This window comes from Alteribacillus sp. HJP-4 (assembly GCF_042139015.1).
GTDB lineage: Bacteria > Bacillota > Bacilli > Bacillales > Marinococcaceae > JBHIKY01.
Genome location: NZ_JBHIKY010000013.1, coordinates 54,736 through 72,173, shown reverse-complemented (window position 1 = coordinate 72,173; position 17,438 = coordinate 54,736). Strand labels below are relative to the sequence as shown.

Below are 17,438 nucleotides of genomic sequence, written 5' to 3'. Positions count from 1 at the left end.
AGGAGCTGAAATTATGAAAAATTATAAATGGATATTGAGTGCTATTATTTTGTTGTTTATTTTAGGAGGCTGTCAAGAGAGCGGGAATGGCGAAGATGAAATAGAACTTACCTGGTCAACCACTGCAGGGTACTCCCCGGAAGCGCCGACTGCTTCAGCAAGTGAGCATATTTCAGGGAAAATCAGCGAGTTTGAAGAGGAATACCCAAACGTTAATCTAGTAACTGACATCCAAAGCAGCAATATCGATGAAGCTATGGCTAGAATTCTAGAACAGGCAAATAGCGGAAGAGCACCTGATGTGGCAGCTATTGATGGGTATTTACTTGATAGATATAAAGAATATCTTCAGCCATTGAATGATCTTATGGAAGAAAAAGGGATAGAAGCAGATGACTTTTTTCCATTTGCACAGGATGTAATAACAGGGGAAGATGGAGAAATTTATGGATTATATATGGGAACAGATACTAGAGTGTTGTATTACGATAGTGAAGTAATTGAAGAACCCCCTGCCACTTGGGATGAATTGATAGAAACGGCAAATCAAATTCAAGAGGAAGGGTACGAAGGGATTGTTTTACCTGGTGGTAGAGGAGAAGGTGCTTCTGTAACCACGTTGTGGCCTCTGTTCTGGGGACAGGGTGGAGAGCTCGTTGATGAAGAAGGCAATCCTACTTTTGGAGAGGGCGAGAATAGAGAAAAGATGTTAAATGTACTCGAAACAATACACGGAGCAGTAGAAGCCGGCGCCCTGCCACAACGAATGAGCAGCTATGGAGCTGAAGGAGACCTGAACGAAGAAATTGCCGGGGGAAATACAGCGATGTTTTTAGGCGGGAGCTTTCAGGAATCCTTTCTTGAAGAAACGTTAGGTGAAGATTTTGAAAATTGGGAGATAGCTCCGCTGCCACAAATTGAAGGAGGAGAGCCGGCTACCAGCTCAGGCGGATGGACGTGGGGGATCTTTACCGAGGATCCTGAAAAACAAGAAGCTGCGTTTGATTTAATTACCGATACGTTTATTAATGGAGAAGCAATGGATGCTTTAGATCAGCTGCCTGCACTTTCCTCTATATATGATTCAGAAGATTACCAGGGAACTGAATTTACGGATGAATTCAGAGAATCTTTAGAGACTGAGGCAAATGTCAGGCCGGCAGATCCAAGTTATAGAGATATTACAGTAGAAATGCAAACGGCTCTTTCCGATGTTATAGCAGGAAACAAAACACCTGAAGAAGCATTGGATGATGCGTGGGAAGTTGTAAATCCTAACTAAGGCAGGTAATAGTTTATGAATACAGATAAAGGATTTTCAGTAGTTAAACCAGGCAGCAATAAAGGGAATTGGCGAAATTCGCCACTTCCCTGGTTACTTCCTTTAGTTATCGTTCTGGCATTTGTATTTGTTTATCCTATTTTTCAAATTGTTCGTTTGAGTTTTACAGATTCTAATTTAATTGACACGGATTTTAGTTATACGTTAGGTTCCTATATTAGACTGTTTACACTTCCTGGATTTTACCAAATGCTGTCTACCACTGGTTTCTTTGTGTTTTTCAGCGTTGCCTTTCAATTGATTTTCGGGTTTATCATTGCCCTTTTAATTGTACAAGGGGAAAAGCTTAACATAAGAGGAACAGTTATTGTTAGAACTGCTGTTTTGGTCGCATGGGCAATACCGGGAGTGATTATAGGGATCATCTGGAATATCATGTATAACGAAACGGATTCCGGTATTTTTAATTATTTACTGGGTTTAGTAGGAATCGGTTCTCAGCCTTTTTTATCGGACCCTTTATTATCATTATTGTCTGTTACGATAGCAAATATATGGAGAGGTACTGCTTTCAGTATGATCCTGATTTATGCTGGGCTGCAGACGCTCCCAGCCAATATTATTGAGGCTGCCAGAATAGATGGAGCCAATGCCTTCCAACGGTTATTTCGGGTGATTCTTCCTATTTTGTCTCCCATACTGCTCGTAAATTTGATTATTATTTCTATTGATACATTTAACACTTTCGATATGGTTATGGCTCTAACAGGAGGCGGACCGGGCAGAAGCACAGAAGTTATTTCGTTAAGCATTTACACATCTATATTTAACCAATTTAACATGGGTGTTGGTGCGGCTACGGCAGTAGTACTATTACTGATTAATATTATAATGACTGTCATTTATTTAAAAGTATTAGGCAGGGAGGGGACAAACTAAATGTCAGCAAAAACAAGACAAACGTTAACAAAGTTAGGTCTTTATACTAGCTATGTATTTATACTGATTTGTTTTTTGTTCCCAATATTTTGGGTAGTTTCTTTATCCTTAAAAAATCGGCAGGAAATCTTTGAAATCCCTCCCAGGTTGATTCCAAGTGAATTAGCGTTTAGTAATTATGCCCACGTCCTGCAGAACACGTCAGTCGTTCAATATCTTATGAATTCTGGAAAAATTGTTTTAGCGACTGTAGTATTAGCTCTTGCTATCGCAATTCCGGCAGCCTTTGCACTTTCAAGATTTTCCTTTAAGTTTAAAAAGGAATTTCTATTGATTATCCTGATGACCCAGATGATTTCTGCAGTCGTCGTGTCCATCCCGCTATATCGATTCTTTTCTCAGGCAGGGCTTCTCAATAACTTCTATATTCTTATAATCGTTTATGTAGCCGTCGTATTACCTTTCTCTACCTGGTTTCTAAAAGGGTATTTAGATACGATTCCTAAGGAATTAGATGAAGCAGCTATCATTGATGGATGCAGTAGAATTCAAACGCTCACTAAAGTAATATTTCCAGTAAGTTTACCAGGGATTGTGTCGGTGACTATATTAATCGCTGTGCAGAGCTGGTCTCAGTTTGTGGTTCCATTTATTTTACTGGATGACTCGAGTTTATATCCAGTATCCGTTGGAGTAGTCAACCTGCAATCTACTCAAACAAGTGTCACTACTCATTACCTCGCAGCAGGCAGCGTTCTATCGATACTTCCTGTTATTGTACTGTTTGTATTCTTGCAAAGATATATTATTGGAGCTTTAACGAGCGGAGCAGTGAAAGGGTAAGGATTACTGCTGGCTCTTTATCTGGAACACGAGCTGGGATTATGCTCGGATCTGTAGCTCACCAATGGGCTGACCTCTCAGAAAAAAATTATGAAGTCAGCTTGTTAAATGATTTTAAATACGGCCATGATTCAAGAGCTGGGTGATTACTGCTGAGGTAACACCGTATGAAGTTAAAACCTTTAAGGTAAATATGAAAAAATAACATAAAAGCAGGGGGAGAGGTAGCCCCTGCTTTTTGTTTCTTCTCTAGGATCAAAAGACTTCCGGCACTTCCTCAGCCAGTTCTCCGGACATTGGTTCCGTTGTCTGTCGAAAAGTTGGCCTGATTCCCCGCCTTTCAGGCAAAAAGCGTACTTCATGTCCGCTGCCGAACTCGTCACACAGCAATTTTGTAATTACAAATATCCAGAGGCCTCTTTTGGCTGCGCGTCTTCCTCTTTCTCCTTAAATGACTGATCCATGCCTTCGCGTATATAACTTTCATGTTTGATCATCCAGTATTTCATCAGCACATAATAGATAATTAATGCCGGCAGGCCGCCAAGAAACCAGGAAGCGTCGACGTTAATGAAGGACATACCTGTACCTGCTGCAATAGCAATCAAAGCGGCGGGATTCCACCCTTTAAATGCTTGAAACAAACTTTTTTTGTCATATAAACGCTGTACATTATAGTTTCCTTTATGAACTAAATAATAATCAGAGACCATTACACCGAGTATTGGTCCAAGGAAAGCAGAAACTACCGCAATAAACATAGTGAAGTACGCATCTGACATCAGCCACCACGGACTCGTAAACACGGCGAGTATACCAATAATTACACAGGATTTTGCCCAGGAAATTTTGAAAAATTCCATGGCTACGAGAGCAGGGGGCATAATATTTGCAACGAGATTTGTCGTTACCTGGGCCAGAGCGATAAAGAATAAAACGATGATGCTTGCTGCGACAGAAGGAATGTATTCAGAAATAACATCAACAGGATTCCAGATGCCTACTGCTGCAGCCCCGAGCATGCCGATGAACGGAAGCATAATACTTGGCGGCACCAGTCCGATAATATGAGCCCCGACGTAGGTGCTTGTTTTCGATTTTCTTGGAAAATACCTTGTATAGTCTGATACGTTTAACAACAATGCGGCAAATTATCCGATCAGAACCCCCATCGCCATCCACAATGGAATACCCCACGAGCCTTCCACATCAGCTGAGTTCTGTACCTCGAATCCAAACGTCGTCAGGAATAGGAAAATTAAATAAATCACACCGAGCATGATAATCACGGAGCCTATTATTTCTACCCATTTTATGGATTTAATCCCTTTTACGGAAAGCAAAATCTGTACAGCTTGAAAACTGAAAAACCATACCCAGACATTGTCAAAACCAGTGATGCTGAACGCAATTTGGTTAAGAGCTTCTGCCCCAAGCCACGTTTGTATCCCATACCAGAATAGTGCCGGAATACTTCGGAAAAGTGCTGGAACCTTTGCTCCTGCCGGTCCAAACGATGAGCGGAGCTGAACGACCATAGGGATGCCGTGCTTCCAGCCGACTCTTCCATTAAGCGAAAATAACAGTGCTGCTAATACATTGGCCAGCAGCAGAGCCGCAACTGCCTGATAAAGATTAAGATCACCGAATGGGGGAATCAAGCTTGAGCCAAGCATGAACGTACCCACCATAATTGTATCTCCCCACCACATCGCAACATAAGCCTTCGGTCCAAGAATTCTGTCCTTTTCTGAAAGAATAGGTTCTAATTCATGATGCTGCATAAGCTCCTCCTAAATGTTAAATAAGATTACATCAATTTGTAATGTTAAAATACATCATAGAGGATGGTCTGTTTAGATACATTAGCCAATTTAAACGAATTTCTCTTTTAGATTAGTTACTTTAAATAGGAAGAAATCCATTTATGTTAGATTAATTAACGTGTTTAGTCAATTTCTCTAATAATAATAAGTCAATCTAACATTTTTAACGATGATTTCAAAGCTTCAGCTTCGTACAATGAAGAAAAAGGAGGGAACGGTCGTGAAACAATACGATCTAGTGATAAAGAACGGTCTCGCAGTGCTGGAAGACGAAGTGGCACAGCTCTCCATTGCCGTAAAAGATGGAAAAATTGCAGCTGCAGCACCAGAGATCAAGGATGACAAGGCAGAAAAAGTCTGGGATGCGGCCGGGAGCTATATTTTTCCCGGAGCAATCGATACTCATGTTCATTTCAGTGAGCCCGGCCGCGCCCATTGGGAAGGCTTTGAATCAGGTTCCAATATGATGGCGGCAGGAGGGTGCACTACTTATTTTGATATGCCATTAAATGGTATCCCTTCCACAACCTCGATTGATGCATTGGAAGAAAAAGCGGGGATTGGCAAAGAAAAATCTGTTGTTGACTTCGGTCTCTGGGGAGGATTGGTGCCTGGAAATGAACAGGATATTGCTGAACTGGCGGAAGGAGGAGTGATAGGTTTTAAAGCATTTTTATCTCCGACCGGCAATGAAGAATTTGAACGTGCTGACGATGAAACACTGCTGCGCGGCATGAGGGAAATTTCGCAAACTGGCAAGCTTCTTGCGCTTCATTCGGAAAGCGCTTCGATCGTTGAGTATTTGGAGGCATCAGTCGAACAGGCAACCGCCTCCGCTTATTCTGCCACCCGGCCAATTGAAGCAGAAGCAGAAGCGGTTCAGCGTGCTCTTTATTACGCAAAGCTCACGAACTGTCCTCTTCATTTCGTGCATATCAGCAGTGCTGCAGCTGTTTTGCTGATTCAGTCTGCTAAACAACAGGGAATGGATGTAACATTAGAAACGTGTCCGCATTATCTGATTTTTAATGAAGGGGATCTCGAACAAAAAGGGGCAGTCGCCAAATGTGCTCCTCCGCTTCGCAGAAAAGAAGAGCAGCACAAGCTAATTCAACTTTTATGTGATGGAGCAATTGATTTTGTGACGTCGGACCATTCTCCATGTCTTCCAGAAATGAAAGAGACATCAAATCTTTTCAAAGCATGGGGAGGAATAAGCGGCGGGCAATTTACGTTATTGACGATGATCGAAATTGCATTGAAATACAAGCTTCCTTTTACAGAGGTCGCGCGCTTGACTGCTGCTGCTCCGGCAGAGCGTTTTCACCTGGGGGGCAGAAAAGGAAAAATAAAAACAGGCTATGATGCTGATTTTGCCGTGATTTCCTTTGAAAAGTTTGAGGTTACTAAAAATAATTTTCATGCGAAGCACAAAATAAGTCTATATGAGGGCCATACATTTCCCTGCCGGGTGGAAGCCGCATTCTTACGAGGATTTCAGGTCTATTCCACAGCCATACCATCAGGGGGAAAACCACAGGGCCAGTGGATAAAATAACTATATGTGAAGTTTAGTAAAAGAAGTATATAGGAGAAATCAGTACTTCCGGGAGGGGTTCAATTGACTGCGAAGTTAAATACAGAAGACAGAAAAGCATTGTGCCGGGCAGTGGCGCAGATTTATAATAAAATCAATCAGGAAATGTACGGGGTCGGTGTACGAAAGCAGAAGGTAGAAATTATAGATAATAAGGTAATTATCTTTGGAGAGCATCAAAGAGTCCCTGCCCTGAAAGCCATCAATGAAAAATATCCCCAGCTTACGCTCTCTGTCGATACAACATTGATTAAAGAATTTAAAACAAAGCTGAAGAAAGAAGTAGAACAGCAGCTGGAGGTGAAGATAAAGACTGTTTTAAAAGACTTTGACCCGGAGACAGAGGAAGCGGCCGCCGTGATTTATTTGGAGTAAAATAATTAACGCGTGACATTTTCTTACAGTTTAGATGACAAGAAATAAGTCCACCCATTATAATAAATGAACATAAGAAAAGATCACATGCCCGCTTGTACGGATTGTTTTCTTTGAAAGAATAACGGGAGCTTAATCTTTGTTTACGGAGATAGTAAGAAACCGGAGAAGTGATTGTAGTCAGCTGGCTATGCATTTCTCCGGTTTTTTAATACCTTAAGGAGTATTTTTTCTTTAGGGGCAGAGGAAGGGGAGAGCGAAAATGAACCGGTTACTTATTCAGCAGGCTGAAATTATTACGATGAATGAATCAATGGACATTATTTATGGAGATATTCTCATAGAAAAAGAACGGATCGTAAATATCGCCGATGATTTATCAGCTCATATTACACCTGAGACAAAAATCATTAATGCCCGCGGAAAAACAGTGCTTCCAGGTTTTGTTCAGACACATATTCACTTATGCCAGACGTTGTTCAGGGGGCAGGCAGATGATATGGAGCTCCTGGACTGGCTGAAAAAGAAGCTGTGGCCGCTTGAGGCTGCTCATGATGAAGAATCCTTGTATTATTCCGCGATGCTCGGCATCGGAGAGCTGATTCAGGGGGGTACAACAACGATTATGGATATGGAAACTGTCCATCACACCAATTCCGCCTTCAAAGCGATCGCTGAATCTGGAATCCGGGCTTTTTCAGGCAAGGTGATGATGGATCTCGGAGATGAACTGCCTCCCGAACTGCTTGAAAATACGTATGATTCACTGGACGAGAGTGTGGCGCTGCTCGAGAAATGGCACGGCTACGATAATAACCGTATTAAATATGCATTTTCTCCCCGCTTTGTCGTTTCTTGTACAGAACAGCTTTTAACTGAGGTGCGTGATTTATCAAGGAAGCACCAAGTACTCGTGCACACCCATGCCTCTGAAAACAAGGAAGAGGTCAAGATTGTAGAAAAGCGCACCGGTATGCGGAACGTAGAATACCTTGACCACATCGGCCTTACAAACGAGAGGCTCGTGCTGGCCCACTGCATCTGGCTGAATAAGAGGGAAAAGCAAATTATACATGACCGAAAAGTTAAGATGACACACTGCCCTGGATCAAATTTAAAGCTTGCTTCCGGCATTGCGGATGTTTATGAATTATCACAACAGGGTGCTCACATCAGTCTTGGTGCTGATGGTGCCTCCTGTAACAATTCCCTGAATATGTTTCAGGAAATGAGACTTGCCGCTCTGCTTCCCAAAACGTACCATGGGCCGTCGTCCATGCCTGCCCAGGAAGTATTAAAAATGGCGACTGTTGGCGGGGCAAGAGCACTCGGGCTTGAAAATGAAATCGGCAGTCTTGAAGCTGGAAAAAAAGCAGATTTGTTTCTTCTCAATTTAAAAGACTTTCACAGCTTTCCATCGGAAACGGTTGATCCTATTTCAAGAATTGTTTATTCCGCTTCAGCACATGATGTGGAAACCACTATTATAAACGGGGCAATTGTAATGGAAGACCGAAAAATAAAAACAATGGTTAAGGAGGATATACTTCGGGAGTCGAATGCTTCGATCAAGCGACTTACATCAAAAATGGCTGAAAACGTATAACCGCCTGGTTAGGAGGAGTAGAGCAGATGGAAAATATTCATTCTATTCTTGAAGAGGTCATTCTCTGTCCACAGAAGGCTATTCTGGCCACGATTATAAATGTTGATGGCTCGGCTTACCGAAAAGAAGGAACAACGATGCTCGTGAAAGAGGACGGATCCCGTAACGGACTGCTGAGCGGCGGCTGTTTAGAAGAAGACATCGCGGCACGCCTCGAGGAAGTGTGGGAGAATGGCCCGCGGACGATTGAATACGACATGAGAGGTTTTAATGAGCTATCCTGGGGAGAAGCAGCAGGCTGTAACGGTGTTATTTATGTCCTGCTGGAGCCGATATATGGGAAAATGAGAACCTACCTTACGAAGCTGCAGAATAGTCTAAACAATGGGCAGGAAGTGACGGTGGTAAAAAAATTGCCTGAACAGGGAAAACGAGGAGGAACTTTATATTGGACAGAAGATAATCAACTTTATGGAAGCTGGCAGGGAGAGATTTATCGAGATATAAAAGAAGCCATTCAGGAAGCATTTACAGGTGAGTTACCAGCGTTGGGAAAAAGCGGGATGATCCTTCCGAATTTAAGCAGGCAGCCGGTTTTTCTGCAGCATTTTAAACCGAAGCCAAAGCTGTATGTATTCGGCGCAAATCCAGATGCTGTGCCAGTTGTCAAGCTGGCGGCCGAAGTCGGTTTTTCAGTTTTGGTCAGTGACTGGCGCCCTGCATTTTGCACTAAAATTCGCTTTCCATGGGCAGACGAATGTATTGTTGGCTTTCCTGACGAGGTACTTTCCGAACTTACGTTTACTTCACAGGATTATGTGCTGCTTCTCACGCACCATTTTGAAATGGATAAGGAGTTGTTATCTGTTCTGGTTGATCAAGAGCTTCGTTATCTTGCAGTGCTTGGTTCCCGATCCCGGACCTCCAGACTGCTCGAATCAGAGGTTGTGCCTGATAACGTCACTTCCCCGGCCGGACTTTCGATCGGAGCAGAAGGTCCGGAAGAGATTGCCGTAAGTATCGTCTCTCAGCTCATCATGCGTTCAAAAGCCACCATTCCCAGAAATATGGTGATTTCATGAGCGAACCTGCTATTTATGGAGTCTATCTGGCAGCGGGAAAAAGCCGAAGAATGGGATCAAATAAACTCACGATGCCCCTGGGAAATACGACAGTTGGAAGCAAGGCATTATTTACAGCCCTGCATTCCAGATTGAAGCACATCTTCGTTGTCACTGGCGCAGAGGATCCATTGGAATGGATTGATGTCGAATTTTTCTCGCCTGATATAAAAAAACGCTGGTCTCAGGTAGAGTGCAGTAATTCTTCGAAGGGCCAGGCTTACTCGCTCCGCTGCGGCATCGCAGCAGCAGAAAACAGAAGCGCCTCCGCAGCCATGGTATTGCTGGCTGATCAACCATTAATTTCGAGAACGGTTATACATGGATTAATCGATAATATGAATCAAAATGAACAACTTCGGTTTGCGGCAAGCTCCTATCAAGGGCTGAGACGCCCTCCAGTTTTATTGGACCGAATTTTGTTTCCGCTGGTTTCAAAGCTGGAGGGAGATCAGGGCGCAGGAAAGCTGTTGGATTCTATTTCGGATAAGGGAAAGACGATAGAATATAACAATTGGAGAGAATTCTATGATATTGACTCGAAGGAAGATTACCAGTGGATATTAGAAGCAACCATGTAGAAAACGTTCTGACAGTGAACCCGCAGGTGCTGATGCCTGAAACACCGGAAGAAGCACATAAACTGTTCCTGCTCAATCCTGAGTCTTCTTCATTTATCGCAGGAGGCACGGTGATTCAAATGCAGCGGGAACAGGGTATACTCTCTCCTTCCATATTAATCTCTCTTGAAAAAATAATAGAAATGAAAAGGATATATGCAGCGGATCACTACCTGTCCGTTGGTGCTTTTGTCAGCTTATCTGATTGTATAAGCCATTTCTTACTAAAGGACAAAGCATCACTGCTGCTTACCGCGCTGAAGTCGATAGCTGCCCCGGCTGTACGGAACCGGGGAACAATAGGAGGCAATATTGCATACGAAAAGGGGGATGCTCTTCCTGCTTTACTGGCTATGGATGCGCAGGTTCAATTTTTTGATGGAACATATCGTTCGGAAAATATCGACAGCTTTTTAAAAAGAAGGTGGAAGCACCCTTTAATAACAAGCATACGTCTTCCTCTGAAAGAGTCGACAGAAGACAGCTTTTCTTTTTTCAAAAAAGTAGGAATGCGCCAGGCTTTTTCTCTCTCCTTAGTAACGGTGGCAGGACGTCTGTGTTTGGACGAGAACCGCAGGTGCAGCGAAGTTCGTATTGGGATTGGGAGCTCCAATCAGCTTCCGCAGAGGCTGCCCAGGAGTGAAAGTCTGCTCGAAGGAAGCATTCTTACGGTTGAACTGCTCAACAACCTCTTTGATACATTGACAGAAGAGTTTCATCCTTCCTCAGATATTCTGATATCAGGCGAATATCGGAAGACGGCTGCAGCGAATATCATTCTTTTTCACCTGTATCAGTTATGTAGGAGAAGGAAAGGAGAAAAAGGATGAAAAAGACGAAATCAACAAGACCGGATGGGAAACCAAAGGTTACTGGGAATTTAAAATACCTGACAGATATCCGTTTTCCAGGGATGCTTTATGGAAAAATTCTAAGAAGTGCCTACCCTCACGCAGAGATTAAAAGTTTGTCAGTGACTCGTGCTGAACAGCTTGATGGAGTGCATGCGGTTGTCACCCACCAGGATGTCCCAGGAGTAAATGGGTACGGTATCATTATACCTGATCAGCCGGTACTGTGTGATGACAGAGTGCGGTATGTCGGGGACGCGATCGCAGCAGTAGCAGCTGAAACTACTGCAATTGCAGAGGAAGCACTTATGTTAATAGAAGTAGAATATAAGATTCTTCCTATTTTGGATGATCCGGAAAAAAGCATGCAGCCGGATGCTCTGAAGCTGCACCCTGGCGGCAATATCCTTCATCGTGCCGGTCATAGAAGCGGCAATCCGGAGCGGGAGTTTTCCCGCTGTAACGTAATAATAGAAGAAACCTACGAGCTTCCCAGGCAGATGCATACGTATATGGAAACAGAAGGGGGAGTGATTGTCCCCGAATCTGACGGTGGCATAACAGTTTTTATGGGAACTCAGCACGGCTTTAAAGATCAGTTTCAGCTTTCTCGTATTCTAGCGGTACCTGAAGAGTTAATCCGGGTTGTTTCCAGTCCTATGGGAGGTTCATTTGGAGGAAAGGATGAATTGAACGTCCAGCCGTATGCGGCACTCTTAGCTATAAAAAGCGGAAGGCCGGTACAAATTCATCAAACTAGAAAAGAGTCGGTAATCTCAGGAATTAAACGGCATCCCATGAAAATCACCATGAAAACTGGAACGGACGCCGCTGGAAAAATAGTAGCTCACGATGTACGAATTGTGGCTGATACCGGAGCTTATTCCACCTTAGGCCCAGCCATTCTTGATTTTGCCGTGGAACACTCCTGCGGTCCGTATCGAATTCCAAATGTCCAGGTAAAGGGCCTTTCTGTCTTTACGAATAACGGGGTGGCGGGGGAATTTAGAGGCTTTGGAGGTAACCAAATAACGTTTGCTATCGAAGGACAGATCGATCGCATTGCTGAAAAACTTCAAATCCACCCTGTAGAAATGCGGAAAAGAAATCTGAGACACAAAAATGATCCGGGTCCGCTCGGACAGAAGGTTGCACCAACGAACGGGGCTGTGCATGTGCTTGAGGAAATTGAACGTTATCAACCTGGGGACGCCACTGCTTCGTCCTCTATTTGTAAAAAAACAGGCAGCGGCATTGCTATCGCGATGCATGGAGGCGGCCTGGGCTATGGCAGGCTTGACCCGGCAGGAGGAAGGCTGGCTCTTACGGAAAACGGTAAAATTGAAGCAGCCTTTGGTTTTGAGGAAGCAGGCCAGGGGATATTAGCAGTCATCGAAACAATTGTTACATCTGAACTGGGCTGTGACGCGGAGGATCTAATGATCAGTATTGGTGATACTGATAAGGTTCCTGTATCTGGTTCGACTACTGCCTCGCGTGGAACGAGCATGGTCTGGCATGCGGTCGAGCGGATGAAGCATCATTTTCTAAAACAGCTTTCGGAAAAAGCGGGACAACTAATGAAGATTTCTCCGCATGAATTAAAATTGGGAAAAGGCGGATTTTACCAAAAAAGTACAATGGTGCTTTCATTGAAGGAACTGGCGTATGCCTTACAGTCTGAAGAGTTGATTTCTGTTACTACTTCCTTTGATTTTCCAACTACTCCGGACGAGGTAGATGGAGGTCATTTTTTATATACCTTTGCAGCCGTCAGAGCCGAGGTGGAAGTAGATTTGTTAACCGGAATGGTAAAGGTGCTTCGATTAGACCAGGCTGTTTCTGCGGGACCGGTTGTAAACGATCTTGGATATAAGGGGCAGGTAGAAGGCGGCGGAATCATGGCGTTAGGATATACCCTTATGGAAGATGCGTTTATGCTTGAGGGCAGATATACGACGGAAAATCTTGATACGTATATAATACCAGGTATCTCTGATGTACCGTTTGAAATAAATGTTCATGCCATAGAAAAGCTGGAAAAAGGAGACAGTTATGGTCCCAGAGGAGTCGGAGAAATCGGCACCGTAGCAGTTGCACCAGCGATTACGAAAGCCATTCATAATGCTGCTGGATTTTGGACAGCGAAATTACCGATCCATCCTGAAATACTGCTCAGTGAGGTAATGAATAAGGGGGAACATCCATGGAAAAAGACAGCAGGGAAATTGTAACAGAGGAGAATGCTTCCTTAAATAATATTCGATTCTCGATAAATGACCAGCCTGTAGAAGTGAAAGCAGCCCCGGCAGATCGTCTTGTTGATATCCTCCGAGCTTCCCTGGAATTAACGGGCACAAAAATTTCGTGTGGAATCGGCCGTTGTGGAGCGTGTTCGGTACTTATGAATGGAAAATTGATTAACTCCTGTCTAGTTTTGGCCTACCAGGCAAATGAAACATCTATTACTACTATCGAAGGAACTGGCAATGGGAACGTGGATCCAGTTCAGGAAGCATTCTTACAAAAGGGCGGCTTCCAGTGCGGGTATTGTACTCCTGGGATGGTTATGGCGGTAAAAGCTCTTCTTGCAGAACATCCTGAACCTTCAGAGGAACAAATTGCAGAAGGACTGTCTGGTAATCTATGCCGGTGTACCGGCTATACGGGAATAATTCGTGCCGTAAAAAAAGCCACTGCTTCCGGATGCAGGCAGTGACTTAGTGTCATCGGCATTCCAGCGGTCTAGAATGCCTCCGCTCCCTCCATGACATTTTACCTGGAACCGTTTAAACAATTTTAACTAACCTTTGACAGCGCCAATTGAAACACTTCCCATAATACGTTTGGAAAGAATTGAAAAAACAATAATAATGGGAACCACAGATAAAGCTACACCTAAGTACATTAAACCATAATCAGTATTATAGTATCCTTGAATCATTGCCACTAACACTGGCAGCGGGTATTTTTCCTCTGAGAATAATAATACAAGGGGACTTATAAAATTGTTCCATGATCCTATAAAAGTAAAAATTCCAATGGTAGAAAGAGCTGGAACTATCATTGGCAGAATGATACGGTTAAAAATTCTAAATTCTCCTGCTCCATCAATTCGGGCTGATTCAAGTACTTCATCTGGGACGCTCCCATCAATAAATTGTTTCATAAAGAAAACAGCAAAGGTGTTGGCTGCGGCAGGTAATATAATGGCGGCATGAGAATCCAATAAACCAATCATTCCCAACCAACGATAACTCCCAATTAACGATAGCTGCGCAGGTATCATCATTGTCGCTAACATAAATAGAAACAGTACATTATTTAGTTTAAATCTAAATTTTGAAAAACCATACGCTGTCATCCCTCCAAAGTATAAAGTTAATGCAGTAGACCCACCAGAAATAATGAGACTATTCATAAACCCTCTAAAAATATTAACGTTTTCAATCATACGGGTGAAATTATTAATCAAATGTTCCCCTGGCAGCACCAAAAACCTAGAAGCTATATCGACATTATCATGAGTTGAGTACATTATCATTAAATAAAATGGAAATAAGCATACAGCTGCTAACAAAATTAAAATAGTGTAGAGTATGGCGTGTGAAATCTTTTGTTTCTTTAATTCATCCAACTGACCTGGTCTGTTTAATGTAGTTTTGATGTCGTTTGTATTCATATTAATTCTCCTTTAGAGAAATTTTGCTTCGGCTGCGTTCTCTTGCAATTAAATATGACAAAGACGACAAGGTTACGATAATGATAAACAAGCAAAAAGCAATCGTAGCTCCATAACCAAATCTACCTTGTTCAAAGGCAGTACGATATAAGTACATAACACTTGTAAGAGTCGCATTATCAGGTGCTCCAGACCCCTCCGTTAACATATATGGTTGATCAAAAATTTGCACACCGCCTATCAGCGACGTAATAACTTGAAAAATAATAATTGGTTTTAATAGAGGGATTGTTATTTTGAAAAATATTTGGGTTTTTGATGCACCATCTACGCGTGCGGATTCTTCGAATTCAGGTGAAATGCCTTGTAAACCTGCAATATAAATCAGCATTGAATATCCGAAATATTGAAAGAAAAGGATGGATGAAACAAGAATTTGCATAAACAGGGGATTGTTTTTCCAATCAACGGCACTGTCGATCACTCCCACTGACATTAAAAATTGATTGACACTCCCAGTCTGCCAGTCAAACATTAAGCTGACTAAGAGACCTAGTGATGCAGCAGTCACTATATTCGGGAAAAAATACACTGCTCTAAAAAAATCTTTTCCTTTAAGGAATCGATTATTTAATATGACTGCCAGGATAAGACTAATAGTTAACTGGGGAATAACAGAGACGGACCAAATAAAAAATGTATTGAAAAGGGATTTCAGAAACAAAGGATCAACGAATGCACGGGAATAATTTGCTAAACCAATAAATTCCGGATTATTTAGTCCATCCCAATTTGTTAGACTCAAATAAAAAGAATATAAAATTGGGTACAACCCAAATAACAAAAAAACTATAAAAAATGGTGCCACAAAGAAATAGCCATAGTTTCCTTTATTAACCCTATTTGCATACATAGTAGTCTCCTTATTCTTCTTCATTTATTGTCAGTTCAGGATAGTAAGTCACAACATCACTTTTAAACCGTTCCCAAAAAGCTTCTTGGGAATCAAAATTGCCTCTTGCGTAAGAACCTAATAAATCAACGAATATTTCTTCAATATTTCCATCAAAAGATGTTCGTACAACAGAATCTACGTTTTCTGATTCTTCGTTAAAAAATTCAAAGTAATTTTGCCCATCCAAAAAATCGCTTGAAATCTCTTCTGCCACCCCATCATTTGCCTCCCGGTGACTTGTGTAATATTCTTCATCTTTTGCTAATTCTTGTAAAAAATCTTCATTAAATCCATAATATTTTACAAATTCCCAGGCTAAATCTTTGTTATCACCCTCAGAATAAATGGAATAAAAGGTTCCCCCTCCACTAAAGGCGGCAGGACCGCTAGCCAGTCCCCATTGACCGCTAGTCTCAGGTGCGTTTGATTGTAATACGTGATTCAAAAACCATGACGGAGCTGGATAAAACATAACGGACCCTTCCTGCATTGAATTTACCCATCCTGGTGACCAGCTATCTAACATGGCCAAGGAGTTTGACTCAAGAGCTTGATCTACTAAATTAAGAGCTTCTTTTTTTTCTTGGTCAATAACAAGTTCATCATCTACTACCCATGGCTGTGAAACACGGGCATTTTGAACTTCCGAGATAGCACTTACATTTGGCAGTACTGTAACTTCTCCGTTGCTTTCTTCAAATACTATCTCCCCTATCTCAAAAACATCATCCCATGAGTTAATTAGATCACCAACTTCAACTGGGTCACTTGTTCCTAGATATTTTTCGGTTAGATCTCTGCGAAAATAAAATCCACCAGTCGTTCCCTGGTATGCAACAGTGCGTAGCTCTCCGTCGAAATCTCTCTCCGTTTCTTGTATGTAATCATAATGATCTTCAACCAGATCATCACCATGATAAGGTGCACCACTTAAAGGCTCTAATGACGGATGGTCAATAAATTTGCGAACATAGGCTGCCTCTAAAGCAAAGACATCAGGAGCACGAATGCCAGTGGATAATGCAGAACGCAGTTTAGTTTCATATTGGCTGGCAGGGATAAATTGAAAATCAATCTTTGCCTCAGGATTCTCTTCTAAAAAAGATTCCACCACATATTCAGCCTCATCCGTAAAACTCCAGACTGTTATTTCTTGTTGTTCTTCTGGACTTTGGCAAGCCGCTAACGATAAAGTGAAAATCATACTGAATAAAAACGCGGTAGCTTTTTTCATTTTTTACCTCCAAATTCATTACTAAGAATTGTTGAAAGCGGTTTCATTTTTAAAAACAACTTATTTGGCAGAACAACCTTTGCTGTATGTATTAATTATCAAAATAATAGTTATATTCAAAATATTAAAATTATAAACAGAGAATTCCTTTTAAAATTGTACTGCCATGAGAACTCTTTGCATACATAAACCATCTAGTTAGATAATAAAACTTGGTAAAAAGTCATTTTGAAGCGAATTTTTGTGGGAGTTTGCCGCTATTCACAGTTATGTGGGTTCGTGGGGAGATCTGCTTGGCAGAGACGTACCTGTCAAAGTATCCTCTTTGAGCGACGTGGTGTGAGGTATGGAGCAATGTCATTTTCGATAATTATCTTTTCAGTGTTATCACTCACTTCCTCTCTTTTTCATGTTCGGACAACTAAAAATTTATTAATCAAATTCTATTACATGTATGCATAAGATAACTAAAACATAAATAAAAAAATTTTGCAATCTCTTCCAATT

14 protein-coding genes and 2 pseudogenes are annotated in these 17,438 nt (G+C 42.0%); 12 read left to right on the top strand and 4 right to left on the bottom strand.

The features are described from left to right. Positions 1 to 13 precede the first annotated feature (13 nt). The 4 genes and pseudogenes from ACE4RR_RS13385 to ACE4RR_RS13370 all read left to right on the top strand — a co-directional run. Positions 14 to 1,282, top strand: coding sequence for an extracellular solute-binding protein (locus ACE4RR_RS13385; RefSeq protein ID WP_375535931.1), 1,269 nt, complete (start codon positions 14 to 16; stop codon positions 1,280 to 1,282). A gap of 15 nt (positions 1,283 to 1,297) precedes the next feature. Further along, on the top strand, positions 1,298 to 2,221 hold the full coding sequence (locus tag ACE4RR_RS13380; protein WP_375535930.1) for a carbohydrate ABC transporter permease: 924 nt from the start codon (positions 1,298 to 1,300) through the stop codon (positions 2,219 to 2,221). Next, complete coding sequence (locus ACE4RR_RS13375; protein ID WP_375535929.1) at positions 2,222 to 3,064, top strand: carbohydrate ABC transporter permease; 843 nt, start codon at positions 2,222 to 2,224, stop codon at positions 3,062 to 3,064. It abuts the gene before it with no gap. 22 nt (positions 3,065 to 3,086) lie between these two features. After that, a pseudogene (locus tag ACE4RR_RS13370) lies at positions 3,087 to 3,195 on the top strand (glycoside hydrolase family 38 C-terminal domain-containing protein); the annotation flags it as partial. A 267-nt stretch (positions 3,196 to 3,462) separates the two neighbouring features. On the opposite strand, the pseudogene ACE4RR_RS13365 reads toward ACE4RR_RS13370, so the two are convergent. Then, a pseudogene (locus tag ACE4RR_RS13365) lies at positions 3,463 to 4,848 on the bottom strand (NCS1 family transporter). 262 nt (positions 4,849 to 5,110) lie between these two features. Between ACE4RR_RS13365 and allB the strand changes: the two are divergent. From allB to ACE4RR_RS13325, 8 genes are all read left to right on the top strand, one after another. Continuing rightward, on the top strand, positions 5,111 to 6,448 hold the full coding sequence (gene allB / locus ACE4RR_RS13360; protein WP_375535928.1) for an allantoinase AllB: 1,338 nt from the start codon (positions 5,111 to 5,113) through the stop codon (positions 6,446 to 6,448). A 63-nt stretch (positions 6,449 to 6,511) separates the two neighbouring features. After that, a complete protein-coding gene (locus tag ACE4RR_RS13355) occupies positions 6,512 to 6,862 on the top strand; it encodes a Na-translocating system protein MpsC family protein (RefSeq protein ID WP_375535927.1) in 351 nt (116 codons plus the stop codon). 262 nt (positions 6,863 to 7,124) lie between these two features. After that, positions 7,125 to 8,468 carry a 5'-deoxyadenosine deaminase gene (locus ACE4RR_RS13350; RefSeq protein ID WP_375535926.1) on the top strand — a complete coding sequence of 448 codons (1,344 nt, stop codon included), beginning with the start codon at positions 7,125 to 7,127 and terminating at the stop codon, positions 8,466 to 8,468. Between the two features lie 26 nt (positions 8,469 to 8,494). After that, the gene (locus ACE4RR_RS13345) at positions 8,495 to 9,550 is read left to right on the top strand and encodes an XdhC family protein (RefSeq protein WP_375535925.1); all 1,056 of its coding nucleotides are present in this window, start codon (positions 8,495 to 8,497) and stop codon (positions 9,548 to 9,550) included. Continuing rightward, positions 9,547 to 10,170, top strand: a complete 624-nt coding sequence (locus tag ACE4RR_RS13340) for a nucleotidyltransferase family protein (protein ID WP_375535924.1) — start codon at positions 9,547 to 9,549, stop codon at positions 10,168 to 10,170. Before ACE4RR_RS13345 ends, ACE4RR_RS13340 begins: the two co-directional genes overlap by 4 nt. Then, on the top strand, positions 10,146 to 11,039 hold the full coding sequence (locus tag ACE4RR_RS13335; RefSeq protein WP_375535923.1) for an FAD binding domain-containing protein: 894 nt from the start codon (positions 10,146 to 10,148) through the stop codon (positions 11,037 to 11,039). The genes ACE4RR_RS13340 and ACE4RR_RS13335 overlap by 25 nt, the downstream gene beginning before the upstream one ends. Then, on the top strand, positions 11,036 to 13,294 hold the full coding sequence (gene pucD / locus ACE4RR_RS13330) for a xanthine dehydrogenase subunit D (protein ID WP_375535922.1): 2,259 nt from the start codon (positions 11,036 to 11,038) through the stop codon (positions 13,292 to 13,294). The genes ACE4RR_RS13335 and pucD overlap by 4 nt, the downstream gene beginning before the upstream one ends. Beyond that, the gene (locus ACE4RR_RS13325; protein ID WP_375535921.1) at positions 13,267 to 13,779 is read left to right on the top strand and encodes a (2Fe-2S)-binding protein; all 513 of its coding nucleotides are present in this window, start codon (positions 13,267 to 13,269) and stop codon (positions 13,777 to 13,779) included. Before pucD ends, ACE4RR_RS13325 begins: the two co-directional genes overlap by 28 nt. Positions 13,780 to 13,863: 84 nt before the next feature. Here ACE4RR_RS13325 and ACE4RR_RS13320 read toward each other — a convergent pair whose 3' ends face one another. Genes ACE4RR_RS13320 through ACE4RR_RS13310 form a run of 3 tightly spaced genes read right to left on the bottom strand, consistent with a single transcriptional unit; the run spans position 13,864 to position 16,931 of the window. Beyond that, positions 13,864 to 14,742, bottom strand: a complete 879-nt coding sequence (locus tag ACE4RR_RS13320; RefSeq protein ID WP_375535920.1) for a carbohydrate ABC transporter permease — start codon at positions 14,740 to 14,742, stop codon at positions 13,864 to 13,866. Position 14,743: 1 nt separating this feature from the next. After that, complete coding sequence (locus ACE4RR_RS13315) at positions 14,744 to 15,655, bottom strand: carbohydrate ABC transporter permease (RefSeq protein ID WP_375535919.1); 912 nt, start codon at positions 15,653 to 15,655, stop codon at positions 14,744 to 14,746. 10 nt (positions 15,656 to 15,665) lie between these two features. Beyond that, entirely contained in the window at positions 15,666 to 16,931 is a 1,266-nt protein-coding gene (locus ACE4RR_RS13310) for an ABC transporter substrate-binding protein (RefSeq protein WP_375535918.1), read from the bottom strand. Between the last annotated feature and the right edge of the window lie 507 nt (positions 16,932 to 17,438).